This is a genomic window from Hymenobacter mellowenesis (assembly GCF_030581005.1).
GTDB lineage: Bacteria > Bacteroidota > Bacteroidia > Cytophagales > Hymenobacteraceae > Hymenobacter > Hymenobacter mellowenesis.
This window is the reverse complement of record NZ_JAUQSX010000004.1, coordinates 440,799-466,722: the sequence shown is the minus strand read 5'-3', so window position 1 is coordinate 466,722 and position 25,924 is coordinate 440,799. Positions and strand designations below refer to the sequence as shown.

Below are 25,924 nucleotides of genomic sequence, written 5' to 3'. Positions count from 1 at the left end.
GCACGGTTTAGTTATTAGTTATTGGTTGTCAGCTGTCAGGCCCGGTACAGCGTCAGAACTGAATCTGACAACTAAACAACGAGCAATTAACAACTAAAGATTAGTTGGCGGCGGCGGTGGGCACGGATTTCAGCCGCACTATTTCGGCCTGGCTGAAATCGTACATGTCCTGCGCAGCCTTCAGGCTTTTGCTTTTGGGATAGGCGTCGATGAACTGCTGGTAGAAGCTCACCGCTTCGAGATAACGCTCGCGCTGCTTCGACTCGACACTTTCCTTGGCCCAGGCGTATTGGGCGCTCAGGCGCAGCAGCGCCGCCTGCTCGGCATAAGCCGAGGCAGGGTATTGCAGCTGGAAATTGGTGAGGGCCACCACGGCGGCTTGGTTGTAGCGGAGCTGATAGTAGAGGCGGGCACTTTCGAAAGCCTTGTTTTCCAGCTTCTTCTGCAGCTCCTGGGCCATGTTATCGGTTTCGGCCTTGAACTTGCTCTCGGGGTAGCGGTTCAGGAAATCCTGGATGGATTCGAGGGCCGACACCGTGTTGGTCTGGTCGAGCTCGTAGCCCGGCGAGTCCAGAAACAGCGACTTGGCGTTCAGGAACGTGGCCTCCTCGGTGTAGTCCGAGTTCGGATACGTATCAATGAACTGCTTGAAATAGAATGCGCTCAGCACGTAGTTGCGCTGCTTGTAGTTGGTGTTGGCGAAGTAGAACTGGGCCTTCTCGGCCTCGGGGCGGCCCTTGAGCAGCGGAATCAGGTCTTCGAGCAGCGTGCCGGCCCGGAAATAGTCGCCTTTGTCGTAGTACTGCACCGCAGCCTCGTACTTTTTATTGACGTCGGTGCTTTTCAGCAGCTTTTGGTAGCCGCTGGCACAGGAGCCCAGCAAGAGCGTGCTAACCAGCAGAAAGAGAACCGTGAGGCGGGAAATCGGCATAAGGGGTGCAAAGGTAACGATTTGAGCCGGCGAAGGCAAACGCGGCGCCGAATCCGGCCGGGCCACCGGCCAATAGAGTGCGTGGCGGCAGCGAAAGGTTGCAGTTAGCGCCGCGCAGCCGGGGCTTTTGTGGCTGCTTTGGGGGCCAACACGCTGGCGGCGGGCCCGGTGGCAGGTGCCGCCGCTTTGGGGCTCGGCTTGGTTGGCTTGGCCGACGACTTTTTCGGGGTGGGTTTGGCCTTGGTGGCTTTCCTGGGAACGGTTTTGGTCTTCTTCTTCACGGCCTTCCGCTTTTTAGGCCGGTCATCGAACTGCTTGCCTAACACCTGCCGGCGGGTGGGCCGTTCCTTGGCGCGCCAGCGGAAGTTTTTCAGCCGCTCGTCGTCGGGTTTGAGCTCGTGGGGCGGGATGAATTTGGCCTCCGGATTCGAGAGCACCGATATTTTATTGAGCTTGCTTTCCAGAAACAGCAGTCGCATGTTGGCCGAGAGCACCCGGTTCATGCCGGTGGTAGCCGTGTCGCCGTCGAGGGCGTAGAAGATGCTTTCCGCGTTGCCCAGCACATCCACGCGCCGGATTTTGTTGTCGCGGAAATACGAAATCATGTTGCGCCCCTTGGTCTGGTTGAAGTTCAGGAGCGTGTCCTGGCTCACGGCGAAGGCGTTGGCGTAGAGGCGCATCTCGTCCACCTTGCCGCGCTTCGAGCGGATTTCCATGGAGTCGGCCGTGAGCTGGTTTTTGGCCTGCCACAGCACGGGGTCCTGGTTGAGGTAGATGATGCTGTCCTGCCGGTCGTAGGTCAGCGAATCGCAGATGCCCTGCAGGTTGCCCCGGAAAATCTGCACCTTCGGAAAGGCGTAGAGCACGGTGCGGGTGGTGGTTTGGCCGGGCCGGGCCTCCACGCTGATGAGCGTGTCGGCGGCCATGTAGAGCGTATCTTTCTGACTGCCAATGTTACGCACCACTGGTCGGCCGCCAAACAGCTTGGTTCGACCCAGGCCACGCCAGTACTTGCCGTGGTCGCCGTGCAGTACGAGGTTGTCCTTTTTAGAGGTGAGCGACACGTGCCCGTCGGCCACTCCGTAGAGCGTGGTTTCGTTGTACACCAGCCGGTCGCCGCTCAGCAGGTAGTTGGGCGTGTCGATTTTCGCGTTTTTCTTGAAGTCCGACTGCCGGGTGATGGTGTTGTACGTGCCGCCCTCGGCATACAGATTCCCCTGTTTGCCCTTGATGCGCGTGGGCCCATACACGGTGGCTATCTTGCTGACGGTGTTGTAGTGCAGCGTGTCGTTGTTCAGCTCCGAATCGGGCGTAACCAGGTGCACGTTGCGGATGAAAACGAAGACTTTGGAGTTGCGGTCGTAGAAGCCCTGCTGGCTGTCGAGCGTGTTTTGCGGGTCGGTGAGATGGCCGGTTTCGGTGTAGTAGGCCGTTTTCCGGTTCATGTCGTACTCCAACGACGGGGCCGTGAGGGTCATGCGGGTGTCGCGCATCACCACGTTGCCGGTCATGCGGGCCGTGCGCTTGGTGCCATCGTAGAAACCGTGGTCGCCGGTGATGGTCATCGTGTCGCTCTGCACGATGCGAACATTGCTAAAGGCTTCTACCTGGCTGTTATCAATGTATTGGTAGGCCGAATCGCAGTACAGAAACACGTCGCCCTGCTGGAAGCTGACGTTGCCAAGCAGCTTCCGGATTCTTAAGTTATTGAAAACACCCGCCAGGAGCTGGCCGGAAGTTAACAGCTTGATGGGCTCGCCTTTAGCGGCGGGGGCGCCCCTGGCCGGACGCGGTGTAGCAGCCGCGGGCGCCTTGGGGGCACCGGGGCGCGGCGCAATGGGATTCTGGCCCCTGCCCAGCAGCGGCCCCAGCACAAAGAGCAGAACTAAAAAGCGGAAGAGAGACATTCGGTGGTCAAAGGTACGGACGGGGCCCGCGCTAACGGCCATCTTTGCAGCATAGTGCCCGCCGGGCACGTTTGCCGGCTCATAACCCAGTGCCAACGGTACAACCCAAGTCGTCATGCTGAGCGCAGTCGAAGCATCTCTACCGCTTCGTTGAAACGATTGGATTGCTCCTGCGGTAGAGATGCTTCGACTGCGCTCAGCATGACGGCCTTTCTTAACACGTTATTATATCTCATACATCTCATATGCTTGATGCCGTCCGCCGCTTCGTTGAGGAGCACGACCTTTTTTCCATCGAAAACGACCCCATTCTGGTCGCCGTGAGCGGCGGCCTCGATTCGGTGGTGCTGCTGGATGTGCTGCACAAGCTGGGGGCGCAGGTGGCGGTGGCGCACTGTCACTTCGGCCTGCGCGGCGAGGATGCCGACGCCGACGAGCAGTTTGTGCGCAAGCTGGCCAAGCAGTACGGCCTCCCCTACTTCGCCGAGTTTTTCCAGACCAAGGAGTTTGCCGAGCAGGAAGGCATTTCGACCCAGATGGCGGCGCGTTTCCTGCGCTACCGCTGGTTTGAGCAGGTGCGGCAGCGTGAGCAGCTAGCCTATATCGCCACGGCCCACCACCAGCGCGACCAGGCCGAAACCATGCTGCTCAACCTCACGCACGGCACCGGCCTGGCCGGCCTGCACGGCATTCAGGTGAAGAACGGCCACATTGTGCGCCCGCTACTGGGCTTGGGACGCGACGACCTGTACGAGTATCTAGTGGAGCGCGGGCTGCGCTGGCGCGAAGATGACAGCAACGACAGCCCCGTGTACCAGCGCAATCTGCTGCGCATTGAAGTGCTGCCCGTGCTGCGCGAAATCAACCCCAGCCTCGACCAGACCATGGCCGCCACCGCCGAGCGCGTGGGCGGGGCCGAGGAAATCGTGCGCCGCTACGTGGAGGAAACCGCCGCCCAGGCCCGCCGCGACGAGGACGAAGTGACCTATTTGAACATCAGCATGCTGCAAAAAACAGCCGCCACGGCCCTGGTGCTCCACGAGATTCTGCGCCCCTTCGGCTTCTCGTGGCTGGTGGTGAAGGACATTGTAGCGGCTTTCGGCGGCGAGAGCGGCCGGCGGTTCGACTCGCCCACGCACCGGCTGGTGAAGGACCGGGAGAATCTGGTCATCACCCCGCGGCGGCTCAGCAAATTCGGCACGTTTCAGCTGGCGGCGGGCCAGACCGACCTGCTGGCCGACGGCATGCGCCTCAAGGCCGAGTTGCACGACGATGCCCGCCACTTCATCATTCCGCGCTCGAAAAGCACGGCCGCGCTTGATGCCAACAAACTCAAATTTCCGCTCACGCTGCGCAAATGGCAGGAGGGCGACTGGTTTATGCCGCTGGGCATGAAGGGCAAAAAGCTGCTCAGCGACTTTCTCATCGACCAGAAAGTACCACTGAATTTGAAAGACGACGTGCGCGTGCTGACCTCGGCCGACGGCAAAATCTGCTGGGTGGTGGGCTGGCGCGTCGATGACCGTTTCAAGGTGGAAGAAACCTCTGAGCGGGTGCTGACGGTGCAACGGATGTAGGAACGCGCCATGGCGCGTTTTGTCATTCGGTTTGTCCTGACACCGGACGTGCCATGGCGCGTTCCTACGGGCACAACCGGAAAAACTCCGGCCTTCATTCAAAGCATAGGCGGCCCCGCCGTACTTTTACCCGCGAAACCCCAACCCTCCCAATTCCTCTCTTATGAAAGTTACCGTAGTCGGAGCCGGCAACGTGGGCGCAACCTGCGCCGATGTGCTCGCCACGCGTGAAATCGCCAACGAAATTGTTCTGGTTGACATCAAAGAAGGTTTTGCTCAAGGCAAAGCCCTCGATATCTGGCAGAAAGCGCCGGTTATCGGCTACGACTCGCGCACCGTGGGCGTGACCAGCGACTACGCGAAAACGGCGGGTTCGGACGTGGTGGTGATTACCTCGGGCCTGCCCCGCAAGCCCGGCATGACCCGCGACGACCTGATTTCGACCAACGCCGGCATCGTGAAATCGGTGACCGAGCAGGTGGTGAAATACTCGCCCAATGCCATCATCATCATCGTGAGCAACCCGCTCGACGTGATGACCTACCAGGCCCACCTCACCTCCGGCCTCGACCGCACCAAGGTATTCGGCATGGCCGGCATCCTGGACACGGCCCGTTACCGCGCCTTCTTGGCTGAGGCTCTGAACGTGAGCCCTAAAGACATTCAGGCCGTGCTCATGGGCGGCCACGGCGACACCATGGTACCGCTGCCTCGCTACACCACCGTGGGCGGCATCCCCGTGACGGAGCTGATTGGTAAGGAAGAGCTGGACGCCATCGTGGCCCGCACCACCAACGGCGGCGGCGAGCTGGTGAAGCTGATGGGCACCTCGGCGTGGTACGCGCCCGGCGCGGCAGCCGCCCAAATGGTGGAAGCCATCGTGCGCGACCAGCGCCGCGTGTTCCCGGTTTGCATCAAGCTCGAAGGCGAGTACGGCATCGACGGTGTGTACCTGGGCGCCCCGGTTATTCTGGGCAAAAACGGCATCGAACGCGTGATTGAGCTGCAGCTCAACGACGACGAGAAAGCCCTGCTTGAAACCTCGCGCGGCCACGTGAAAGAGGTGATGGACGCGCTGGACAAGATGAGTGCTGCCCAGCCGGCTGCTTAAATAGCCCTGTTTCCAACACAAGAAAAGCCCCGCTGGCCAGTGCCAGCGGGGCTTTTCTTGTGTTGGAAACAGGGCGCCGGGCACTAGCGCTGCCACAGCTCATCGAATGCCCGATAGTGCGCCAGCAGGGCCTGGGGGAGAATAGCGGCGTCGGCGGTGACTTGATTAAACTCGGAGCCAGCCACTTCGGTGGCTGCCAGAAACAGGTGGCTCGGGTGCAGCACCTGGCACAAGCCGTGGCGGCAGGCGCCCGAAGTCAGCCGCAGGGCTTGTTCAAATTCCTGGGTGAGCGGCAGGGAGTTGGCCTCCGCATTGGCAGGGCCTATGCGGTGCTGCTGGTAGAACGCTTCCCCGGCGGTGGGGTCGGGAAAGAATAAGCTGCCCAACGAATACTGGTAAGGCATGACGCAATCGGCCAGAAAGAGGTGCCGGGTCGAAATATAGTTGTACCCCAAATCGATGGCCACTTCCCGCGACCGGGCAATGAGCTGCTGTAACTCGGGTGCGAAAGCGGCTTTTACTTTATTCCTGGCCAGCAACTGCTTTAGGATCAAGCCGTCGCTGGCCACACCGGCGTGTTCACGGGGCGTTAGGTTGGTAACCAACATGACCGCGGCAATCAAGGTCAGCAGAAACATAAACAGCTTCAGGGAACCGTGCAGGTCGAATAGCAGCACGCCGTAAAATCCGAGCGCCGCCACCGCAAACGAAACCACCGTTCCGCCCAATACCATTATCACTTGCTGCGGCGTGGTCATGTTTTGGCTGCTTGGCACGCAGAGTCCTCCCCGCCAAAACAGGCTTCGCTTCGAGTAAATTTCCAGCAAGCCAATCTGCGTCCGCCACGAGTTGGCGGTGTCGCCGTAGGAGCCCAGATACACCGTCACCTTGGCGCGCGTGAACAACAGGGCCGGCACGGCGTGTCCCAGTTCATGCAGCAGCACAAGCAGGGGCTGCACCACCAGCTGAATCATCAACAGAATTCCAAAGAAGATGAGCATGTTGCGCTGAACCGGTTTGTCTATTCCGCGCAAAGCTAACCGGAGCAGCCTAATAGCCGCGACAAGCCTGAGTGCCCTTGCTGGTCAGTACCTTGCAGGCTAAATCTCATTCATGCACCTAACCCTAATTGACACCAACCCGGAAGTAACCGACGCTTGGGAAAAAGTATTTGCCGACGTGCCGCAGGTCACCGTTCGCCTCGGTTCCATCTTCGATTATCCCGCCGATGCCCTCGTCAGCCCGGCCAATAGCTTCGGCTACATGAACGGCGGGCTGGATTTTGTCATCTCCAAAAACCTGGGTTGGCACCTGGAAAAGGACTTGCAGCGCGTTATCCGCGAGAAATACTACGGAGAGTTGCTGGTGGGGCAAGCCGAAGTCATTGCCACCGGCCACGCCGATTTTCCTTACCTGATTGCGGCCCCCACGATGCGTACGCCCATGACCATTACGCGCGGGCCCAACGTGTACCTGGCCATGAAGGCCATTCTGCAGCTGCTTCGCTACGGGCAGCTGGCCACGGGCGAGCTGGCGTCGGAGAAAATTCAGCGCGTGGCCGTGCCGGGCCTGGGGACGGGCGTGGGACAGGTCCGGCCGTTGGTGTGCGCCCGGCAAATGCGGTTGGCCTGGGAAGACGTGAAGCAGCAGAAGTTTGCTACCGAAGCAGGCTGGGAAGAAATGTGTGCGAATTACGCCTATTTCTACACCCACAACCGCTCCGATATCAAGTACGATATCTATTGATTAGCTCGGTGAGCGGATAAGCATGACTAATTGGATATTAGTCCACACCGGCCAATACTTACCCGGCAAAGTGCTTACTTTACACCTTCTATTCCTACTGGCCCGCTTTGCTGCATCGATGAAAAAAGAACTCGCGAATTCATTCGATAAGGTGTACCTAACCATCGAGTTCGACGCGGCCAACAACTGGATTTACAACAATTGGCGGGGCGTGCTGCCCACCGAAAAGGTGATTCAGGGCTGCCAGGCCACCATTGATTTTCTGCGGGAAAACTCTTGCCCGCACATGCTCAACGACAACCGCGAAGTGGTGGGCTCGTGGAGCGCGGCCAATGAGTGGATAGCCCAGAACTGGATGCCGCAGGTGCTACGCCTGGGCCTGAAGCGGTTTGCGCACATCGTATCGCCGGGGATTTTTGGGCAGGCGTCGGCAGCCGAGATGGTGACGCGGGTGGGCACACAGTTCGAAATGCGCCTCTTTAAGGACATCGAGCTGGCGAAAAGCTGGCTGCGCGAAGCATCGATGAATTAGGCGAAGCGGCGACGCAGGCCCCAGCCCAACCGCCAAAGGCCGAACCCGGCCAGGCCCACCAGCCCCAGCAGCACCACGCTAAAGGCAATATCCCTGCCCTCGCGCAACCACCAGAAATAGGCACGCCGCTTCATCAGCAAACTGCCATCATAGCCAAACTGCTCCGCTTGGGCATACACCCGCTCCGCCGATTCCACGTTGCTGGTCAGCGCATAAGCGTTGCCGAGGTCGAACAGGAGCTCAGCCACAACGGAGTCGGGCGGCGGCACAAAGCTCAGGCGCTCCCGGAGCTGGTATTGAAGCGCATATTGGATGGAATCGAGGGGCCGGCCACCGCGCAGCGCCGGAACCGGGGCCGCCGCCGTGCCGAAATCAACACCCAGCAAATCAACGGAATTGATGGCCGCGGCGCCGCGCAGCTTGGCCCGCAGAATGTTAGCGTGCAACCACTCGGTACCCCGGTGCGAGCGGGGATTCAGCTGTATGGCCTTTTCTATCCAGCGCAACGCCAGTTGGTTCTGCCCCAGCAGTTCGTACACCGTGCCGAGGTTGGCGGCCGTTTCGTATTGGTTGGGCTGCCAGGCATTGAGTTGCTCAAACATGGTGCGGGCCTCCGCATAGCGCCCCAGATACGCCAGGGTCAAGCCGTAGCCCGCGTAGTCGGCCAGCCGATGGCGGGTGCGCCACAGGCTGTCGAGCACCTGCAGGCGGCGCCGGTTGGCCGGGGCTTCCGCTGCCAGGTTTCGCCCTTGCGGTGGCGCGGGCATGGTCAGGTCTGAGTCGTCCGAACTCTGATAGGAGCCATCCAGTTTGGTGGCCGCGTGGTCGTTGAAACACGCGGCGGCCGGATTCGCCAGTAGCAATAAGCCGAGGGTAGCCAACCGATTTAGAGACAGCCGCATGTATTCGCCGGTGTAATGAGCGGCTAAAAGTAGCATTTGCTACCCAACAGCCCTACTGCTGGCTGGCCCGGAACAGCTTCTGCTTTTCCTCCTTGCTCAGGCTTTCGTAGCCGGAGCGCGAAATCTTGTCCAGAATGGTGTCGATTTCGTCCTGCAAGGGCTGGCCGGGCGCGGCGGGCTTGCGAGGGCCGCTGGCGGCGTTGGCCGTCACGGTTTCGGGGCGGCGGCTGGGGCTGCTCACGCGCATGGCGGGCCGGCTGCTGGTGAGGTTGCTGAAGAAATTGCCCACGGCCTGCACCGGCCGGCCGAGGTCGCGCCCGGCCTGCAGCTGCTTGATGAACACGAAGCCGAGCAAGGCGCCGCCCAAGTGGGCAATTTCGCCGCCCGGGTTGCCGCCGTTCACGCCGGCCAGCGAGATGAGCACCACCACGGCGGCAATCCATTTAATCTTGACCGGCCCGATGAGAATCAGCATGAACGTGTAGTCGGGCAGCAGCGTGGCCCCGGCCACGATGATGGCCGTCACGGCCGCCGAAGCGCCCACCATGGGCGTGCCCAGTCCTTCCTGAAACGCCGGTACGAAGTTGTAAGTCAGCAGGAAAACCACGGCGCCGGCCAGCGCCCCCAGAATGTAGATGCTCACCAAACGGCGGTCGCCGAGGTACTCGCGCACCAATTGCCCGAACCAGTACAGGTTCAGCATGTTGAAGAGAATGTGGAAGAATTCTTCGTGGGTGAAGGCGTACGACAGGATGGTCCAGGGATGCCGGATGAGAATGGGGAAAGCCGAGGAAATCTGGAACTGGCTGACCACCATGGGGTAATACCCAATGGCGCTGCTGAATTTTAAAATAAACTTCAGCAGAATCAGGCTGGCAAACACCAGCACGTTCAGCCAAATCAGCTGAATGAGGGCATTGTCGCGCCGGCTGAAGGCGGTGCGGATGTCTTGAACGATGCTCATGGCTCGTGTCAGGGATTAAAACAGTGGCAACGAAAGTAGCGGGCCGTGCGTGGCCCGGCGGCGGGTTAGGGCATCAACCGCGTTTTAGTAAAACCGTTCCCGGCCGCCTTCCCAGTACCGCACCACGATGAACCCAATGAGCAGGCCCCCGAGGTGGGCAAAGTGGGCTACGTTGTCGCCGGGCACGCGGTGCACGCCTTGGTACAGTTCCAGCATGGTGTAGCCAAAAGCCAGGTATTTAGCGGCAATCGGAAATGGAAAGGGGAAAAGCAAGAGCTGGGTGTTCGGAAAAAGATAAGCAAACGCGAAGATGAGCCCAAACAGCGCGCCCGATGCCCCCAGCATGCCGCCGTGGGGCGAGTTCCAGGTGTCGGACACGGCTTTGTCGACGTTGTGCTCGGCGGCGGCAATGTACTCGGGGTTCTTGGGGTCCTGCGCCATGGCCCGGGCCAGCGGCTCGTAGCCCGAAGCATCGGGGAAGCTCTTGCGGAAGAACTGCTCGTACTCGGGCCCGGTGGGCGACTGGTGAAACTCCTGGCGGGCCACTTCCATGCGGTGCAGTTCGTAGCCGCGCACGCCTTCGTAGAGCAGGCCGGCGCCCACGCCGCAAATCAGCCAGAACATGAGAAAGCGCGACGCGCCCCAGCGCTGTTCCAGCAGCGGCCCGAAGACTATCAGCCCCAGCATGTTGGAGAACAAGTGCCCCCAGCCGCCGTGCAGAAACATGTAGGTGAAGAACTGCCACGGGTAGAAATACGGCGAGCCGATGGGGTATAAGCTGCCCACCTGGGTGAGCAGCGGCAGCAGGCTCTGCTGGGCCACAAGGAAGAGCACATTCGCGATGAGCAGGTTGCGAACCGTGGGGGTGATGTTGAACATGAAGCGAAGAAAAGCGCCGCGCAAGCCGCGCGGCAAGGGCTTACTTACGGAAAAAATCGGCCAGCTGCTGCCCGTCCAGCAGCACCAGGGTTTTGCGGCCGTCGGGGGTGTAGCCGGGGGTTTGGCAGGCAAAAAGGCGGTCGGCCAGGGCGCTGAGTTCGGATTCGGGCAGGCGGGTGGCGGCGGTGCCGGCAGCCACGCGGCGGGCCAGGGCCCGGGCCAGGCTCTCGCTCTGGTCGAGCTTGAGCGGGCCGGCGGTGGTGCGGAACTGCTCAATCAGGCTTTCGAGCAGCTCTTTTTCGTTCTGGGGCGGCATACCGGCCGGGATGGCTTCCACGGCAATGGTGTTCGGCCCGAACTCCACGAAGATGAAGCCCAGCGCGTGCAGCGGCTCCGTCAGCTCGCGCAGCACCGCAAAATCGGCGGGCGAAAACGTGACCGTACGCGGAAACAGCAGCGTCTGGGAAGTACCCACAGCCCGGCCCAGCTCCTGCCGATACTGCTCGTAGAGAATGCGCTCCCGTGCCGCTTCCTGGTCAATCAGCAGCACACCCGATTTCACGGGTACCAGCACGTAGCGCTGCTGCACCTGCACGGCGCGGCTACTGGCGCCGCCCTCGCGGGTGGGCACGGGCGGCGCGGCGGCCGCTTCCGGCGCGGTGAGGCCCAAGGAGAAACCGGGCACGGCGGGCGGAGCGGGTACGTCGGGCGCGGCCGGAAAATCGGTCTCGAAGCTGCGCGCAATCGGGTTGTCGGCGCCCACGGTCCGGTCGTCGCGCACGGGCTGGCCCAGTTCGCGGTAGAAAGCTTCGAGCTCGCGGCGGGCCTGCTCGGTGGGGCGCGGCGGCAGCTGGCGCTCGTAGCCGTCGCGCCGGGTTTCGGGCGAGAAATTGGAAAAGCCGGAATTGTTGCTGGCGGAGCTGCGCGTGGCGGCCGAAGCGGCTGCGGCCAGCGCATCGGGGCGGTAATTATCAGAACTGGCGGCGCGGGCGGCGGGCGTGGCGGCGGGCAGGTGGTCGTCGGGGGTGGTGGGCGCGTCGCCGGTGCCCTTGCCTGCCCGTAGCGGCCGGATGGGCGCGAAGTTCACATCCCCGTCGAAGTCCAGCGACGGCGCGATGTTGTGGATGCCCAGGCTCTGTTTCACGGCGGCGCGCACCACGGCGTAGACGGTTTTTTCGTCCTCGAACTTTATTTCCGTCTTCGTGGGGTGCACGTTGATGTCGATGGCCTTGGGGTCGAGCTCCAGAAACAGCACGTAGAAGGGGTGCGTGTCACGGGCCAGCAGGCCCTCGTAGGCCGCCAGCACGGCGTGGTTGAGATAGGCCGAGCGAATGAAGCGGTTGTTGACGAAGAAAAACTGGTCGCCCCGGCTTTTTTTGCTCGATTCAGGCTTGCCCACGAAGCCGCGCACCGAAATGGAGTGCGTCACCTCCTCGCAGGCGGCCAGCTGTTCCTTATAGCCATTGCCTAGCAGCGCCACAATGCGCTGGCTGAGCTTGCCCGCCGGTAACCCAAACACCTCCAACTCATTCTGGTAGAGCGAAAATGCAATCTGCGGATTGGCCAGCGCCACATGCTGAAACTCATCCAGAATGTGCCGCATTTCCACGGCGTTGCTCTTGAGGAAATTGCGCCGGGCGGGCACGTTGAAGAACAGGTTCTTGACGGCGATGCTGGTACCGTCGGGGCAGGCGGTCGGCTGCTGGCTGGTAATTTGGGAGCCCTCCACCAACAGCAGGCTGCCGGTGTCGTGCTCGCGCTGCTTGGTCCGGATTTCAACCTGGGCCACCGCCGCGATGCTGGCCAACGCCTCGCCCCGGAAGCCGAGGGTGCGAATTTTAAATAAATCTTCGGTGCTGCGGATTTTGCTGGTGGCGTGGCGCTCCAGGCTCATGCGGGCATCGGTGGGGCTCATGCCGGCGCCGTTGTCGACGACCTGCACGAGCTGCTTGCCGGCCTCTTTCACAATGAGTTGCACCTGGGTAGCGCCGGCATCGACGGCATTTTCCAGCAGCTCCTTCACCACCGAGGCGGGGCGCTGCACCACCTCGCCGGCCGCAATCTGGTTAGCAAGGTATTCGGGGAGCAGGTGAATGATATCGGGCATAAAAGGTAGCGCACGCTTCCGCCTGCGCCGGGAAATGAACAACGCGCCGGCCAGGGCCGCACGTCAGGGTTTAATAAGCTAACCAGCACGTAAACAGGCTGGAACAAAAAGCACAATAAGCAAAAAACCGTTGCGTTGTCAGTCCGCAAGGCAGTTTTCTGCGTACCTTCGCGCCTGGAATGGCCGTCAGTATCAGGGAGTCAGTCGCGGGCGATGCTGTTGTTTCGTCCGCTTCCCGACCACCGAAAACCCACGGCCGCCGGCCACGTTTGGAACCTCCAAACCCAGCCAGCGGGTTCCGCTGCTACCCACGACAAAAGTACGGCCCCCGCGGCCCGTTTGCCTCTTGAACCAACCCACCACCCCCCCGGGGCTGTTGCGCATCCCTTTTCAGCTGAGCATTGCCGCGTTGGTACTGGCGGCGGGCCTGCTGCTGTCGTTTTCGGAAGTCAGAAAACTTCCCGCCGACCCGTTCACCAACTCGCCCGCCGAAGTAGCGTGGGTCGACAGCGTGTTCAACTCGCTCACGCTGGACCAACGCCTGGGCCAGTTCTTCATGGTGGCCGCGTATTCCAACAAGGACCGCAGCCACGTGGAGCGCATCGAGCGGCTGGTGCGCAATCAAAATATTGGCGGTGTGATGTTTATGCAGGGCGGGCCCAAGCGCCAGGCCCTCATGGCCAACCGCCTGCAGGCCGCCGCCAAAGTGCCGCTGCTGGTGGCCATGGACGCCGAATGGGGACTCGACATGCGCCTCGACTCCTCGGCTCACTTCGCCAAGCAGATGACGCTGGGCGCCATGGACGACCCCAAGTACGTATACCAGATGGGCCAGGACATTGCCCGCAAAATGCGCAACCTGGGCGTGCACATCGACTTCGCCCCAGTGCTCGACGTGAACTCCAACCCTGGCAACCCGGTCATTGGCAACCGCTCCTTCGGCGAAGACCAAACCCGCGTGGCCATGCTGGGCACGCACTATCTCAAAGGCTTGCAGGACAACAAGGTGATGGCCGTGGCCAAGCACTTCCCCGGCCACGGCGACACCGATACCGACTCGCACGTGGCCCTGCCGGTCATCAACACCGACTTGGCTCGGCTGACGAAAGTGGATTTGGTGCCCTTTCAGCAGTCGTTCGAGCAGGGCATCATGGGCGTGATGGTGGCCCACCTCTACATGCCGCTGTTCGACACCACGAACGCCAAAACCACCACCCTCTCGCACGCCCTCGTCACGGATTTGCTGAAGGACAAGATGGGTTTTAAGGGTCTGGTTTTCACCGACGCGCTCAACATGAAGAGCGTGAGCAAGCTCTACAAAGACGGCGAACTGGACGCTATGGCCCTGGCCGCCGGCAACGACATTCTGCTGTTTTCGGAAGACGTGCCGTCGGCGCTACTACGCATTAGGGAGGCGGTTGCGGCGGGCACGCTCAAGCAGGAGGATTTGGATTTGCGCGTGAAGAAAATTCTGCGCGCCAAGTATTGGGCCGGACTCAATAAATACCGGCCAGTAAACCTGGCCACGTTACGCGACAGCCTGAACCTGCCCAAATCGAAGGTGCTGGCGCAGGAGATTTTTGAGCACGCCGTGACGGTGGTGAAGAACGAGGACAAGCTCCTCCCCTTCCAGCGGCTCGACACGCTGCGCATGGCGGCCATCACCATCGGCACGCAGGCCGAGGGGCCGTATGCCACCATTTTCAACAAGTACCAGCCCGGGCCGGTGTACGCCGTACCTGACCGCTACGCCCCGGACAGCACATTTGCTCGTATCAGCAGTCGGTTGACTGGCTACAATGTGGTGGTGGTGAGCTTACACGCCATGAACAACACGCCCAGCCACAATTACGGCATCGGCGACGGGGCGCTGAAATTCATTAAGCAACTCCAGGCCAACAAAGGCTTCAAAACAGTGGTGGTGGCCATGGGCAACGCTTACTCGCTGAAGTTTCTGGAAGGTGCCCGCACGCTGGTGTGCGGTTACGAGGACCATTACGCGGCGCAACTGGTGGTGCCGCAGGTGCTGTTTGGAGCGCTGCCGGCGCGGGGCAAGCTGCCCGTCACGGTGTCGCCCACTATGCCCGTGGCCACCGGCATCGCCACACCCGACCTGCACCGCCTGCGCTACGCCGTGCCCGAAAGCCAGGGTTTGAACTCGCGCGTGCTGGCCCAGATTGACAACATCGCCCTCGAAAGCCAGACCTACGCCGCCGCGCCCGGTTGCCAGGTGCTGGTGGCCAAAAACGGCACCGTGGTATTCGACCAGAGCTACGGCTACTGCACCTACGACGAGAGTCAGCCCGTGACCAGCAGCACCTTATACGACTTGGCCTCCGTCACGAAAGTGGCCGGCACGCTACAGGCCGTGATGTATCTCAAGGACCAAGGCAAGCTAAACATTGAGGAGAAGGTTGCCACCTACCTGCCCGAGCTGGCCCGCACCAACAAGCGCGACATGACCATTCGCGATGTGCTGCTGCACCAGGCTGGCCTCAAGCCCGGCATCCCCACCTGGGAGCGCACCATGCGCGACGGCCAGCTGAAACCCACCTTCTACGCCAGCATCCGCTCCGACGACTTCCCCAACGAAGTGGCGCCCGGTGAGTACAGCACCAAAGCCGCCGACGACTCCGTCTGGGCCTGGACCATGCGCTCGGGCCTGCTGCCGAAAGTGAAAGGCAAGTACCCGACCGACTACTCCGACCTGAGCTTCATCGTGATGAAGCGGGTGTGCGAGAAAATTCTAAAGCAGCCGATTGAGAATTTCCTGGAGGATAATTTCTACCGGCCGCTGGGCCTGGGCAGCATGACCTACAACCCGCTGCAGCGCTTCCCCAAAAGCTGCATCGCGCCCACCGAGAAGGACACCTACTACCGCCGCGAACAGCTGCAAGGTACCGTGCACGACCAAACTGCGGCCCTCGTAGGCGGCGTGGGCGGCCACGCCGGCCTCTTCGCCACCGCCAATGACCTGGCCGTGCTCATGCAGATGAACCTGCAGAACGGCAACTACGGCGGCTCCCGCTACTTCCAGAACCCGGTGGTTTCGGAGTTTGCCCGCCCCCAGAACGGCGGCCGGCGCGGCCTGGGCTGGGACCACGGCGACCCCAGCAAGCCCGAAGGCCCCACCAGTAACCTCTCGCCGGCCAGCACCTTCGGCCACACCGGCTTCACGGGCACCTGCGTGTGGATGGACCCCGACAACCAGATTCTCTACGTCTTCCTCTCCAACCGCGTGTACCCCGACGCCGGCAACAACAAGCTGCGCCAGTACAACATCCGCACGCGCATCCACGAGGTGATTTACAAATCGTTGGCGGCGGGCTCGAAACCCTTAGCTGACAGTGGCAAGTAATTGTAGCTGAGTACGCGAACCCTGCTTACTTTACAGCATGGGCAAAGCACTCGGAAACACGCGCACACCGCTTATTACGGCCATTTTTGCTTCTGCTGCTTCGCTGGCATTGGCTACTCAGCTGGCCTTTACCGCTCCGGCGCCCGCAGGCTTATTGCTGACCAAGGACTTCAGTTGGCAGCAGCCGAACCGCAGCATTCTTCAGCCCGCGTTTTCACATTCGGGACGGGAATTGGCCTTTGTGCAGCAGTTCCACATTCCTGACGGCGATGAGTCCGAGCAGCGGGAAGGAGTGGCTGAAAGCCGGCTGGCCAAAGTGGCCAGCAATCAACGCCTCGCCGACCCGGTAGTTTCCATTCTCCACATAGCTACGCAACGGATTGATTCTGTTGACTACGGATGGGACCCCAGCTTTTCGCCTGGTGATAGCCTGTTAGCCTACGCCTATCAACATACGCCCATTTCGGGCAAGCGGGTGCTGGCCGAAACGCTCAAAGGCAATTCCATTAGGGTATACGAACGCCGAGCCCGGAAACGGGTCACCATCGCATTGCCCAAGCAAGGGTATCTATTGCAACCGGCTTTTGCGAACCCCAACACGCTGTGGTATCAGCAAGGCAACGCCATCAACGGCTCCTATGGGGGAGGGACAGGTATTTCGCAATACAATCTGCGCAGCAAGCGTGACAGCGTGGTAGAAGCTCCGCAAAAGCACTACGGCTATTTCAACATCATTGGCAGTTTCCATCCCGTACCCCGCGGGCTGGCGTACGTCGTGTGGCAGGCCGCCGACAAAGGGTTTGAATCGAATTGGATGGCCAACGAATACGACGCGTCGCTAAAAAGCCGGAGCGGCTTGCTCCATCAATTTAAAAAAATGCCGTTCAAAAACGTGGACAGTCGGGTGGCCATCACCTCAACCGGGGACGTCGTCTACCTGGACGACCAGCATAGTTTGCGGAAGGAGAAAAATTATTTCTACCAGTACCACGGCGCAGTCATCGTGTCCAGGAAGCTTTTTCCTGAAGAATACCACGAAGCCTACCTGAGTCCGAACGGCCGTTATGCACTGGTGTGCACCTACGAAAACACCGCTTACTTGCTGGATATCGCTACGTTAAAAAAGACGCCAATGGAATTGCCGGTGGATACCGAAGTATTTAACGCGGTATGGTCGGATACATCCGAACGGTTGGTAGTAGTTCAATCAACCAGCGGAGCCTCTCAAGACACCGATGTACTTTCAGTGTTCACTATTCACTAAATCAGCGCTTTTCAGGTGACGGCATTCCTAACTCAGAGGCCGAATTATTACCTGAGCTGAAAAATCAGCATTAATAAATTTCACATTCGCCCGAGCAACGTTTCAACATCCCGCCCCGATTCCGGTTAGGCAGAACGCGCGGCTCCTTTTCGCGTTAGCTCCTCTATGAACATCGGCATTGTTTGTTACCCCACCTTTGGTGGCTCCGGCGTGGTGGCCACGGAACTGGGCAAGGCCCTGGCCCAGCGCGGCCACCGCGTGCACTTCATCACCTACAGCCAGCCGGTGCGGCTCGATTTCTTCAACGAAAACCTCTTTTACCATGAGGTGTACGTGCCGGCGTATCCGCTGTTCCAGTTTCCGCCCTACGAGCTGGCCCTGACCAGCAAGATGGTCGACATCGTGCAGAACGAGAAGCTCGACGTACTGCATGTGCACTACGCCATTCCGCACGCCTCGGCCGCCTACATGGCCAAGCAGATTCTGCGCTCGCGCGGCATCCAGATTCCGGTTGTCACCACGCTGCACGGCACCGATATTACGCTGGTAGGCAAGGACGCCAGCTTCGAGCCGGTGGTCACGTTCAGCATCAACCAGAGCGACGGCGTGACGTCGGTGTCCGATGATTTGAAGCGCGAAACCTACCAGTATTTCGCCGTCGAAAAGGACATTACGGTCATCCCCAACTTCATCGACCTACACCGCTTCAAAAAGCAGGAAAAGAGTCACTTCCGCGCCGCCATTGCGCCCGAGGGCGAAAAGCTGCTCATCCACACCAGCAACTTCCGCACCGTGAAGCGGGTGGAAGACGTGCTGCGCATCTTCTGCGGGGTGCGGGCCGTGATGCCGGCCAAGCTGCTGCTCGTAGGCGACGGCCCCGACCGCAACCGCATGGAAAAGCTGGCACGCGAGCTGGATTGCCACCGCGACCTGCGCTTCCTGGGCAAGCTCGAAGCCGTGGAGGAAGTGCTCAGCGTGGGCGACTTGTTCCTGATGCCCTCTGAAAACGAGAGCTTCGGCCTCGCCGCCCTCGAAGCCATGGCCTGCGAAGTACCCGTGGTGAGCACCAACGCCGGCGGCATCCCCGAGTTGAACGTGCACGGCGTGACCGGCATGCTCAGCGAAATCGGCGACGTGCCCGATATGGTGCAAAACGCCCTCTTCGTGCTGGCTGATGAGAACCTGCCCCGCTTCAAAGCCGCCGCCCGCGCCCGCGCCGAGGAGTTCGACGTGGAGTTTATCGTGCCGAAATACGAGGAGTGCTACCGCCGGGCCATGGAGGCGGTAGTAGCGGCGGTGTAATCGTTTGTCATTGCGAGGCCGCAGGCCGCGGCAATCCGTCCTCTCTCAGCGACCAGCCCTGATTTGTGATAAACATTAATTAAAAAGCCCCGGCACTGCACAGTGCCGGGGCTTTCCGGTAAAAAGAAGCGTCTGGATTTGAGAGGACGGATTGCCGCGGCCTGCGGCCTCGCAATGACAGGCGCCCCTTGCCATGACCTTTCGGGACCTTTAAAACAGCCCGGCCGCCTCGTTCTTCACCACGGCCAGAGCCTGCGCGGTGGGCTCGGCGCCGTCCATCATCAAGCCTTCGAGAATGCGCTTGGCCAGCTCGGTGCCGCGGGCCTGGGCCGGGTTCTGGATGCCGTGGTAGGCGCGGTTGACCATCGTGAGCACGTTTTCTTTGGCTTCCTTCACCAGCGTCCAGGCATCGGCCGAGATGTAGAGCTGCTGCGAGAGGTTGTGCTCGTACTCGGCTCGGATTTCCTGCTGCAGCAGGCGGTGAAACTCCGGCGCGGTGGAGCCGGCGCTACTCAGGCGCACGAGGATGTTGTTGGGCGAGATGCGCTCCAGGAACAGCACCGCCCGCTCGTAGGCCTGCAGGCGCAGCGGCAGCGTGGTTTTGTTGCTTTCGAGGCGCAGCTCAATCAGGCGGCGCTGCTGCTCTTTCTCCAGAAACTCTTTGAACAGGAAGTAGATGGCCCCGGCCACGATGAGGGCGGGCAGAATAATCTTGAGCAGGTCGTAGAAATACGTGGTTGAATCCATGGCCTTAATGTGTTTTGAAACGTCATGCCCAGCGCAGCCGAGGCATCTCGCTTGTGGCAGTAATTCCTGACGATTGGTTTACTTCGGCACGCGAGATGCCTCGGCTGCGCTCGGCATGACGTTTTGGTTGTCGGGCAAGTCTTGCCGCCCAGCCCGCAAACTTACGCCGTGAACCGCCGGGCCCCAACCGCTGTTTACGCTCCGATACTGCCGTATCTTTGCCATCCACCTCTCTAAATCGACTTATCACTATGGCTGCTGTTGCCACCCTCGCCCCCATTACCCTCACCGACCGCGCCGTAGTGGAGGTGAAAAACATCATCCAGGAAAAGAACGTGCCTGCCGATTACGGCCTGCGCATCGGCGTGCAGGGCGGCGGCTGCTCGGGCATGAGCTACCTGCTGGGCTTCGACAAAGCCAAGGATGCCGACGAAACCTACGACCTCGACGGCCTGAAGCTCATCATGGATAAGAAACACGCCATGTACGTGCTGGGCATGGAAGTTGACTTCCAGGACGGCCTCAACGCCCGCGGCTTCGTCTTCAACAACCCCCAGGCCAAAAGCACCTGCGGCTGCGGCTCGTCGTTCTCGGCGTAAGGAGCCGTTTGTCATCCTGAGCGCAGCGAAGGACCTTATCACGTCCGAACGATTAGCAGTAGTCAATCCGTGCAAACGTGGTAAGGTCCTTCGCTGCGCTCAGGATGACAGTAGCACAACCATCGAACAAAGCCCTGGTCCACCGGCCGGGGCTTTTTCATTTACTTTCGCGCCCACCGCTTCCTAAATCCTGCCCTGATGCGTCTGCCCCTCTTGCTGCTGTTGATTCTGGCTGGCCTCGTGGCGCAGGCGCAAAAATTCAGCCCGGCCGAGCTGGCCCGTTGGCAGCAAAAGGCGCAGCAAGTGAGCATCACGCGCGACACGTACGGTGTGCCGCACATCTACGGCAAGACCGATGCCGACGCGGTATTTGGCCTGCTCTACACGCAGTGTGAGGACGATTTCGACCGCGTCGAAACCAATTATCTCGATGCCATTGGCCGGCTTGCGGAGGTGGAGGGCGAAGCCCAAATCTACCACGATTTGCGCGCCCGGCTGTTTCTGGACAGCACCCAGGCCATCGGCATCTACCGAAAGAGCCCGGCCGATATGAAGCTGCTGCTCGACGCCTTCGCGGCCGGTACCAACTATTACCTGGCCACCCACCCCACGGTGCGGCCCCGCCTGCTACGCCGCTTCCAGCCCTGGATGCCGCTGATGTTCAGCGAGGGCAGCATTGGCGGCAACATCAGCGTGGTGAGCCTGGAGCGGCTGAAAGCGTTTTACAGCCAGCAGAAATCCACCTCTTGGGTGAAGCCTGACGCCGGGCAGCCCGACCAGGACGAAATCGGCTCGAATGGCTTTGCCATTGCTCCGGCCAAAAGCGCCAGCGGCCACGCCCTGCTGCTCATCAACCCGCACACGTCATTCTATTTCCGCTCCGAGGTGCAGATGGCCAGCCAGCAGGGCATGAACGCCTACGGCGCCGTGACCTGGGGACAGTTTTTTGTGTACCAGGGCTTTAACGAGCACTGCGGCTGGATGCACACCTCCAGCCAAGCCGACTCGATGGATGAGTACCTGGAAACTATCGAAAAGAAAAACGGCACCTATTTCTACCGCTACGGCGGCAAGCTGCGGCCGGTGCAAACCGAAAAGGTGACACTGCCCTACCGCGCCGGCAACCAGATGCTGCGCCGAACCTTCACCATCTGCCGGACACACCACGGCCCCGTGGTGGGCCAGAAAACCGACCAGCAATGGGTGGCGCTGCGCATGATGAACACGCCGCTGGCCGCGCTGCAGCAGTCGTACCTGCGCACCAAAGCCACCGACTACGCCAGCTTTCAGCAGGTGATGAAGCTGAACGGCAACGCCACCAACAATACCGTATTTGCCGATAGCAAGGGCAGCATTGCCTACTGGCACGGCAACTTCATGCCCCGGCGCAACCCAAAATTCGACTGGAGCCAGCCCGTGGACGGCAGCACGCCCGCCACCGAATGGCAGGGCCTACACCCGCTGAGCGAACTGGTGCAGGTACACAACCCCGCCAGCGGCTTTATTCAAAACTGCAACTCGACGCCGTTCACGGTAGCAGGCCCCGGCAGCAGCCCCGCCCCCACCAAATACCCCAGCTACATGGCGCCCGACGCCGAAAACTACCGCGGCCTGAACGCCGTGCGCGTGCTCAGCCGCAAGGCCGTTTTCAGCCTCGATACGCTCATTGCCGCCGCCAACGACCCGCACCTCACCGCCTTCGACGACATGCTGCCGCCGCTGCTGGCTGCTTACGATGCTGCCGCAACTGAGGTAAAAGTCTCCATCCAACCCACGGCGGCCGATGAAGCAATTGCTGCTCTCCGTGCTTGGAACCGGAACTATAGTAAAACCTCAGCGGCCCAGACCGTGGCCATCTATTGGGCCGAGCGGCTGCTGGCTAAAGCCCGGGCCCGCGTGCCCGCAGCCCAGCCCCAGCTCGACTACATCAGCTTCACAAAATTTGCCCTGGCCAATACCAATCCGGCGGAAAAAACCGCTGCCCTCACCGAAGCCATAGACGACCTGACCCGCGCTTTTGGCACCTGGAAAATGCCCTGGGGCGACGTGAACCGTTTCCAGCGCCTCACCGGCCGCATCGAAGAAACCTACGACGACCAGCAGCCCAGCCTCCCGGTGGCCTTCACGTCGTCGGCCTGGGGCTCATTGGCATCGTTCAAGGCTCAAGCTTATCCCGGCACAAAAAAACGGTATGGAAGCGTGGGCAATAGCTTTGTGGCGGTGGTGGAGTTCGGACCGCGCGTGGTGGCGCGCTCCGTCGTTACGGGTGGCCAGAGCAGCCGGCCCGGCACCCCGCACTTCACCGACCAAGCCGAATTATACACCAACGGCCGATTTAAAGACGTGCGTTTTTACCCGGAAGACGTAAAGGCGCACGCGGAGCGGACATATCGGCCTGGGCAGTAGCACGCTTTCCTGAACGTCATGCTGAGCGCAGTCGAAGCAGCTCTACCGCGCAACGTAATCATATTCTAGTGCGGTAGAGCTGCTTCGACTGCGCTCAGCATGACGGCATTTTTACACAATTTTATTATACCCCATCCAAATGAACATTAAATACCTCTCCGACGACAAAGGCAAAATCACCGGTGTTTTTATTCCGATTGAGGAATGGGAGCGGCTGCAAAAGCAGTATAACATCACCGAGAAAGCCCCGGCCGACTCCGGCGCGCAGTTCCAGCAGTCGCTGGCTGACGCGCTGAAAAAGGCAAAGCCGGAGTAGCTGTTCACTATTCCGACTTCGCTTTATGCTGGTATGGTGTTATTAGAGCAGTTTCGGCGTCATTAGGTGTAGGGGCGGGGCTTGCCCCTGCCCGCCGTTAGGGCCGATTCGACGATTTCGTTCACCGACGGGCGGGGGCAAGTCCTGCCCCTACATGGGTAAGTACACTCTACCCAAAACCTCTCAAAATTACCTATCTAGTGGGGAGCGTGAGCAAGCCGGCAATGCCTTTCACGTTGAGGCGGGCAAACTTGCGCACGCGGTCGAAGCGGGCGGTGGTTTCGGCCAGCTCTTCGTCGGGGGGCAGGGCGTTGGGTATTTCGGTGTGCAGGCGCTCAAAAATGGTCGCGGCGATGTCCATGTAGCCCAGCAGCAGCAGGTAGAGCTGCTTCTTTTCGGCCTCGGCGTAGCCCTTGGTACGAATGGCCTTGTTGAGCGTATCGAGCTGGGTGGTTTCGTCGGTGAACAGGTCGCGCAGGGCATTGCGCGCCGCCCAGTAGTCGGCCAGCTGCCCGGCACTGGCCCCCGATACCGCAAAGGGAAACGCTTCGGCAAAAGCCGTGGCCCGCGCAAAAGTCGTTTCGGCCTTGTACACGCTGGCTAAGTGCTTTTGCAGGCTGGTCCAGAGGCCCGTGCGGGCCTTGTCGAAAGCGGAAGCAGCGGTGGGGTCCGTAGGATTCATGGGCAGTAGATAAAGCGGTGTGAAGTGCGGATTGATAGGTTAAAGAACGTCGGACCGGCGTCATGCTTCGGCTGCGCTCAGCATGACGGCCTGCCCCTTCCTAGCGCCCGAAATCGTCCTGCACGCGCACAATGTCGTCTTCATCCGAGGGGTTGGCGGCATCGGTGTGCTGCCAGATTTCGGCTAGCACGCCCCAGTCTTTCAGGCCCACGAGGCGGTGGCGCTCGCCTTGCTTGAGGACGATGCGCTCGCCCACCTGGTAGCTTTTCACTTCGCCCTGCTCATCGGTGTCGCTGGTGGCCACGCCCACGGGGCCCTGCACCACCTGCCAGATTTCGGCCCGACGGTGGTGGTACTGCCAGCTCAGGCGCTGGTGCGGCGCCACCAGCAGCACCTTGGGGCTAAGCTTGCCCGAAATGCGCAGATTGTCAACGGACAGGCCATCAAAATAGGTATCGGCAAACTGCTGGGCCTGCTCCTCGTCAATCACGAAAAAGCCACCCCACGGGCGCGTCGGGTCTTCTTGGGCAATGTTGAAGCCCTGCTGCTTCAGCGTAGCAGCCACCTGATGAAACAAGGCACGCTTAGAGGAATCTATTTCGGACATGGAAAATTATGTTTCAGAATCCGGCAAAATTAGCGGAATACGTACACTTCGCAGCTTTTAAGTCGGGCTATTCCATTTGGTGAGCTCAAACCGTACCTCGCCGCTGGCTGTACGGCCGGTTTCGCACCAGCCGGCGCGGCGGTAAAAGCCTTCGGCACGCGTGCCAGGCGCGGTGCTGAGCCACAGCGGCTCAGATGTTTGGCCGAAGTACCAGCTTAGCATCGCATCGTGCAGGGCGCGGCCGATGCCGCGCTGGTCGAAGTCAGGATGCACAAACAGGGCCCAGATACTATGGCCCGTCAGGTCGGCGATGGCGAAGCCCACGATGCGACCCGCCTCCTCGCCCACCCAGCCCCGGCCACGACGCGTGAGGTACTCCACGTAGTCGGCGTAGGTGACCAACGCCGGGTTATTGAGCACGTTTTCCCGTACGGCGAGACGGATTTCGGTTAACACCGGAATATCTTGAATATCAGCTTCTCGAATAATCACAAGGGGAATTGGCTTAAGCGAATTTCAAAGGTATTATCAAGGCTGTTTTTGCCCATCGGCTGGAAGGGTTGTATCGGTTTGCCTTCCCAGCCGTATTTCCTGCCCAAGAAACTGTCCGCCAACCTGTTTACGTTGCTACCCGGCGGGCCAGATAGCTTTCCAGTGCCATCACACTTTGGTCGTGTTTCAGGGTATCGAGCGGAAATACCAACCGGCGACGGTTGACACGCACCACCAGAATGTCCGTTACCCGCAGGGCTTGCCAGATGGCCGCAACACCAATAACTGCGGGGAGGAATGGAGTAGCCAGGGTTTGGATGTAGAAATGGCCCCGGCCAAATGTTAGAAACAGATACAAACGGTAGGCGGTGAACGCGGAGAAGCCGATACAAAGCACGCCGACCAGCAAAAGCAAAGGCCAGTTTTGCACCGACTTGCCCCGCCTGACCTCGACGGAGCTTAGCTGTTCGTAGGCAATGTTCTCGAAAGGAAAGCGGCTGCGCAGCCGATGCAGCCCCTGTTCATCAAGGCCAAACTCAGGGGTTTCGAAAGCGTATGTGGCCATCAATTCGATGCAGTATGGGGGCGACCGCTGCTTTTTTTAATACGTCTTTGCCGCGTCGGCCGGCACCACCACCACGTAGTCGGCCACGTTCAGCTGCTCTTTCTCCAGCGTCTGCAGCTGCTCTTGCGTCACTACGCTCAGGGTGCGTACGCGCAGCTTGGGCGCGTATTGGCGCAGCCAGGCCATGATGCCGTCGTGGTGGTCGGAGTGGTAGCTGCCGTTGAAGTGCAGCATGGTTTGGCCGGGTGCGATGCTGGTTTTGATGAAGTGGGCCATGGTGGCATCTTTCAGCGCCTGGGCCTGAATAATGTTCTGGGCTCCGCCACCGTGGGCTTTTCCGTCGCCGCCGAACATGGCGGCCATGTTTTTGTAGCCGGGCAGGTCGTAGTCCACCTTCAGCGGTAGCGGGGCCAGCAGGGCGCGGTCGTTGGCGGGCAGCTTGTCGAGGGCGGTGAGGCTGCGCTGGGCCACGGTGCGGGCGAAGGGGCGCGGGGCATTGGTGCCGATGACGGGCAGGTGGTTGGCGCGCGCGAATTGCAGCAGCGGGCGGTAGTCGGTGCCGTAGTTGGGCCAAGGGCGGGCCTGGCGCTCAAAGGCCGTATCGGCCAGCTCGCCGGTGGCGTATTGGGCCACCAAGGGCTGCACGTCGCGCTCAAACATTTCCAGGCCCAGCACCAGCTGGCCGGGTTGCTTGAGTTTCAGCAGGTCCTTGGCTACCTGTAGCTCCAGCCAGTGCGTGAGGGCGTCGTTGTGCTGCTCGCCGAAGAGCACCACGTCGGCCTGCGCCAGTTCCTGCAGCATCTGGTCGTAGTCGGCGGGCAGGCCGGCGGCGGTGAAGAGGCGGTAGGCCGGCCGGTCGCCGGTGAAGCTAGCGAGGCTGATAAGCATCAAAAAGAGGCTGGGGAAGCGGAGGAAGCGCATGGGTCTGGG

General features: G+C 60.6%; 23 protein-coding genes. 10 read left to right on the top strand and 13 right to left on the bottom strand.

Annotated elements, in window-relative coordinates; genetic code table 11:
- Nucleotides 1–100: 100 nt before the first annotated feature.
- Both Q5H92_RS10480 and Q5H92_RS10475 read right to left on the bottom strand, forming a co-directional pair.
- On the bottom strand, nucleotides 101–931 hold the full coding sequence (locus Q5H92_RS10480) for an outer membrane protein assembly factor BamD (protein ID WP_305011466.1): 831 nt from the start codon (nucleotides 929–931) through the stop codon (nucleotides 101–103).
- A 104-nt stretch (nucleotides 932–1,035) separates the two neighbouring features.
- Nucleotides 1,036–2,838: an OstA-like protein gene (locus Q5H92_RS10475; protein WP_305011465.1), complete on the bottom strand. Its 1,803-nt coding sequence runs from the start codon at nucleotides 2,836–2,838 to the stop codon at nucleotides 1,036–1,038.
- Nucleotides 2,839–3,083: 245 nt separating this feature from the next.
- Here Q5H92_RS10475 and tilS point away from each other — a divergent pair, with 245 nt between their 5' ends.
- Nucleotides 3,084–4,415: a tRNA lysidine(34) synthetase TilS gene (tilS, locus tag Q5H92_RS10470; RefSeq protein WP_305011464.1), complete on the top strand. Its 1,332-nt coding sequence runs from the start codon at nucleotides 3,084–3,086 to the stop codon at nucleotides 4,413–4,415.
- Between the two features lie 163 nt (nucleotides 4,416–4,578).
- Entirely contained in the window at nucleotides 4,579–5,526 is a 948-nt protein-coding gene (mdh, locus tag Q5H92_RS10465) for a malate dehydrogenase (RefSeq protein WP_305011463.1), read from the top strand.
- 83 nt (nucleotides 5,527–5,609) lie between these two features.
- Here the strand turns inward: mdh and Q5H92_RS10460 are convergent, their stop codons facing one another.
- Nucleotides 5,610–6,527, bottom strand: a complete 918-nt coding sequence (locus tag Q5H92_RS10460; protein ID WP_305011462.1) for a hypothetical protein — start codon at nucleotides 6,525–6,527, stop codon at nucleotides 5,610–5,612.
- Between the two features lie 112 nt (nucleotides 6,528–6,639).
- On the opposite strand from Q5H92_RS10460, the gene Q5H92_RS10455 reads away from it, so the two are divergent.
- Together Q5H92_RS10455 and Q5H92_RS10450 are read left to right on the top strand one after the other, a co-directional pair.
- Nucleotides 6,640–7,272: a macro domain-containing protein gene (locus Q5H92_RS10455; protein WP_305011461.1), complete on the top strand. Its 633-nt coding sequence runs from the start codon at nucleotides 6,640–6,642 to the stop codon at nucleotides 7,270–7,272.
- Nucleotides 7,273–7,390: 118 nt separating this feature from the next.
- A complete protein-coding gene (locus Q5H92_RS10450; protein WP_305011460.1) occupies nucleotides 7,391–7,804 on the top strand; it encodes an STAS/SEC14 domain-containing protein in 414 nt (137 codons plus the stop codon).
- On the opposite strand, the gene Q5H92_RS10445 is transcribed toward Q5H92_RS10450, so the two are convergent.
- From Q5H92_RS10445 to mutL, 4 genes are all read right to left on the bottom strand, one after another.
- Nucleotides 7,801–8,742, bottom strand: coding sequence for a tetratricopeptide repeat protein (locus tag Q5H92_RS10445; protein ID WP_305011459.1), 942 nt, complete (start codon nucleotides 8,740–8,742; stop codon nucleotides 7,801–7,803). The two genes, Q5H92_RS10450 and Q5H92_RS10445, sit on opposite strands and share 4 nt — an antisense overlap.
- A gap of 16 nt (nucleotides 8,743–8,758) precedes the next feature.
- Nucleotides 8,759–9,670 carry a rhomboid family protein gene (locus Q5H92_RS10440; protein WP_305011458.1) on the bottom strand — a complete coding sequence of 304 codons (912 nt, stop codon included), beginning with the start codon at nucleotides 9,668–9,670 and terminating at the stop codon, nucleotides 8,759–8,761.
- 84 nt (nucleotides 9,671–9,754) lie between these two features.
- Complete coding sequence (locus Q5H92_RS10435) at nucleotides 9,755–10,549, bottom strand: rhomboid family intramembrane serine protease (protein WP_305011457.1); 795 nt, start codon at nucleotides 10,547–10,549, stop codon at nucleotides 9,755–9,757.
- A 40-nt stretch (nucleotides 10,550–10,589) separates the two neighbouring features.
- Nucleotides 10,590–12,656 (bottom strand): DNA mismatch repair endonuclease MutL, encoded by a 2,067-nt coding sequence (mutL, locus tag Q5H92_RS10430; RefSeq protein ID WP_305011456.1) that lies wholly within the window; start codon nucleotides 12,654–12,656, stop codon nucleotides 10,590–10,592.
- 346 nt (nucleotides 12,657–13,002) lie between these two features.
- On the opposite strand from mutL, the gene Q5H92_RS10425 reads away from it, so the two are divergent.
- The 3 genes from Q5H92_RS10425 (at nucleotide 13,003) to bshA (ending at nucleotide 18,580) form a co-directional block, all read left to right on the top strand.
- Nucleotides 13,003–16,014 carry a serine hydrolase domain-containing protein gene (locus tag Q5H92_RS10425; protein ID WP_305011455.1) on the top strand — a complete coding sequence of 1,004 codons (3,012 nt, stop codon included), beginning with the start codon at nucleotides 13,003–13,005 and terminating at the stop codon, nucleotides 16,012–16,014.
- Nucleotides 16,015–16,051: 37 nt separating this feature from the next.
- Nucleotides 16,052–17,278 (top strand): hypothetical protein, encoded by a 1,227-nt coding sequence (locus Q5H92_RS10420; RefSeq protein ID WP_305011454.1) that lies wholly within the window; start codon nucleotides 16,052–16,054, stop codon nucleotides 17,276–17,278.
- A 165-nt stretch (nucleotides 17,279–17,443) separates the two neighbouring features.
- Nucleotides 17,444–18,580: an N-acetyl-alpha-D-glucosaminyl L-malate synthase BshA gene (gene bshA, locus Q5H92_RS10415; protein ID WP_305011453.1), complete on the top strand. Its 1,137-nt coding sequence runs from the start codon at nucleotides 17,444–17,446 to the stop codon at nucleotides 18,578–18,580.
- Nucleotides 18,581–18,790: 210 nt separating this feature from the next.
- Here bshA and Q5H92_RS10410 read toward each other — a convergent pair whose 3' ends face one another.
- Nucleotides 18,791–19,327: a DUF7935 family protein gene (locus Q5H92_RS10410; protein WP_305011452.1), complete on the bottom strand. Its 537-nt coding sequence runs from the start codon at nucleotides 19,325–19,327 to the stop codon at nucleotides 18,791–18,793.
- Between the two features lie 251 nt (nucleotides 19,328–19,578).
- Between Q5H92_RS10410 and Q5H92_RS10405 the strand changes: the two genes are divergently transcribed.
- The 3 genes from Q5H92_RS10405 to Q5H92_RS10395 all read left to right on the top strand — a co-directional run bounded on the left by Q5H92_RS10405 (nucleotide 19,579) and on the right by Q5H92_RS10395 (nucleotide 22,648).
- Nucleotides 19,579–19,926, top strand: a complete 348-nt coding sequence (locus Q5H92_RS10405) for a HesB/IscA family protein (protein WP_168675019.1) — start codon at nucleotides 19,579–19,581, stop codon at nucleotides 19,924–19,926.
- Between the two features lie 198 nt (nucleotides 19,927–20,124).
- Nucleotides 20,125–22,332 carry a penicillin acylase family protein gene (locus Q5H92_RS10400; protein WP_305011451.1) on the top strand — a complete coding sequence of 736 codons (2,208 nt, stop codon included), beginning with the start codon at nucleotides 20,125–20,127 and terminating at the stop codon, nucleotides 22,330–22,332.
- A 139-nt stretch (nucleotides 22,333–22,471) separates the two neighbouring features.
- Nucleotides 22,472–22,648 carry a hypothetical protein gene (locus Q5H92_RS10395; RefSeq protein ID WP_305011450.1) on the top strand — a complete coding sequence of 59 codons (177 nt, stop codon included), beginning with the start codon at nucleotides 22,472–22,474 and terminating at the stop codon, nucleotides 22,646–22,648.
- Nucleotides 22,649–22,841: 193 nt separating this feature from the next.
- Here Q5H92_RS10395 and Q5H92_RS10390 read toward each other — a convergent pair whose 3' ends face one another.
- The 5 genes from Q5H92_RS10390 to Q5H92_RS10370 form a co-directional block, all read right to left on the bottom strand.
- Nucleotides 22,842–23,330, bottom strand: coding sequence for a hypothetical protein (locus Q5H92_RS10390; RefSeq protein WP_305011449.1), 489 nt, complete (start codon nucleotides 23,328–23,330; stop codon nucleotides 22,842–22,844).
- A gap of 100 nt (nucleotides 23,331–23,430) precedes the next feature.
- Entirely contained in the window at nucleotides 23,431–23,937 is a 507-nt protein-coding gene (locus Q5H92_RS10385; protein WP_305011448.1) for a cupin domain-containing protein, read from the bottom strand.
- 57 nt (nucleotides 23,938–23,994) lie between these two features.
- Nucleotides 23,995–24,393 (bottom strand): GNAT family N-acetyltransferase, encoded by a 399-nt coding sequence (locus Q5H92_RS10380; RefSeq protein WP_305011447.1) that lies wholly within the window; start codon nucleotides 24,391–24,393, stop codon nucleotides 23,995–23,997.
- 163 nt (nucleotides 24,394–24,556) lie between these two features.
- Nucleotides 24,557–24,994, bottom strand: coding sequence for a hypothetical protein (locus Q5H92_RS10375; protein ID WP_305011446.1), 438 nt, complete (start codon nucleotides 24,992–24,994; stop codon nucleotides 24,557–24,559).
- Nucleotides 24,995–25,030: 36 nt separating this feature from the next.
- Nucleotides 25,031–25,915: a ChaN family lipoprotein gene (locus Q5H92_RS10370; RefSeq protein ID WP_305011445.1), complete on the bottom strand. Its 885-nt coding sequence runs from the start codon at nucleotides 25,913–25,915 to the stop codon at nucleotides 25,031–25,033.
- Between the last annotated feature and the right edge of the window lie 9 nt (nucleotides 25,916–25,924).

What these genes read in the sequence shown, in the direction of transcription:
- Q5H92_RS10475 (WP_305011465.1), bottom strand. Translation starts at nt 2,838, where the DNA reads ATGTCTCTCTTCCGCTTTTTAGTTCTGCTCTTTGTGCTGGGGCCGCTG.
- mdh (WP_305011463.1), top strand. Translation starts at nt 4,579, where the DNA reads ATGAAAGTTACCGTAGTCGGAGCCGGCAACGTGGGCGCAACCTGCGCC.
- Q5H92_RS10375 (WP_305011446.1), bottom strand. Translation starts at nt 24,994, where the DNA reads ATGGCCACATACGCTTTCGAAACCCCTGAGTTTGGCCTTGATGAACAG.
- Q5H92_RS10370 (WP_305011445.1), bottom strand. Translation starts at nt 25,915, where the DNA reads ATGCGCTTCCTCCGCTTCCCCAGCCTCTTTTTGATGCTTATCAGCCTC.
- Q5H92_RS10395 (WP_305011450.1), top strand. Translation starts at nt 22,472, where the DNA reads ATGAACATTAAATACCTCTCCGACGACAAAGGCAAAATCACCGGTGTT.
- mutL (WP_305011456.1), bottom strand. Translation starts at nt 12,656, where the DNA reads ATGCCCGATATCATTCACCTGCTCCCCGAATACCTTGCTAACCAGATT.
- Q5H92_RS10450 (WP_305011460.1), top strand. Translation starts at nt 7,391, where the DNA reads ATGAAAAAAGAACTCGCGAATTCATTCGATAAGGTGTACCTAACCATC.
- Q5H92_RS10410 (WP_305011452.1), bottom strand. Translation starts at nt 19,327, where the DNA reads ATGGATTCAACCACGTATTTCTACGACCTGCTCAAGATTATTCTGCCC.
- Q5H92_RS10405 (WP_168675019.1), top strand. Translation starts at nt 19,579, where the DNA reads ATGGCTGCTGTTGCCACCCTCGCCCCCATTACCCTCACCGACCGCGCC.
- Q5H92_RS10440 (WP_305011458.1), bottom strand. Translation starts at nt 9,670, where the DNA reads ATGAGCATCGTTCAAGACATCCGCACCGCCTTCAGCCGGCGCGACAAT.
- Q5H92_RS10455 (WP_305011461.1), top strand. Translation starts at nt 6,640, where the DNA reads ATGCACCTAACCCTAATTGACACCAACCCGGAAGTAACCGACGCTTGG.
- Q5H92_RS10460 (WP_305011462.1), bottom strand. Translation starts at nt 6,527, where the DNA reads ATGCTCATCTTCTTTGGAATTCTGTTGATGATTCAGCTGGTGGTGCAG.
- Q5H92_RS10385 (WP_305011448.1), bottom strand. Translation starts at nt 23,937, where the DNA reads ATGTCCGAAATAGATTCCTCTAAGCGTGCCTTGTTTCATCAGGTGGCT.
- Q5H92_RS10435 (WP_305011457.1), bottom strand. Translation starts at nt 10,549, where the DNA reads ATGTTCAACATCACCCCCACGGTTCGCAACCTGCTCATCGCGAATGTG.
- bshA (WP_305011453.1), top strand. Translation starts at nt 17,444, where the DNA reads ATGAACATCGGCATTGTTTGTTACCCCACCTTTGGTGGCTCCGGCGTG.
- Q5H92_RS10420 (WP_305011454.1), top strand. Translation starts at nt 16,052, where the DNA reads ATGGGCAAAGCACTCGGAAACACGCGCACACCGCTTATTACGGCCATT.
- Q5H92_RS10445 (WP_305011459.1), bottom strand. Translation starts at nt 8,742, where the DNA reads ATGCTACTTTTAGCCGCTCATTACACCGGCGAATACATGCGGCTGTCT.
- Q5H92_RS10390 (WP_305011449.1), bottom strand. Translation starts at nt 23,330, where the DNA reads ATGAATCCTACGGACCCCACCGCTGCTTCCGCTTTCGACAAGGCCCGC.
- Q5H92_RS10400 (WP_305011451.1), top strand. Translation starts at nt 20,125, where the DNA reads ATGCGTCTGCCCCTCTTGCTGCTGTTGATTCTGGCTGGCCTCGTGGCG.
- Q5H92_RS10480 (WP_305011466.1), bottom strand. Translation starts at nt 931, where the DNA reads ATGCCGATTTCCCGCCTCACGGTTCTCTTTCTGCTGGTTAGCACGCTC.
- tilS (WP_305011464.1), top strand. Translation starts at nt 3,084, where the DNA reads ATGCTTGATGCCGTCCGCCGCTTCGTTGAGGAGCACGACCTTTTTTCC.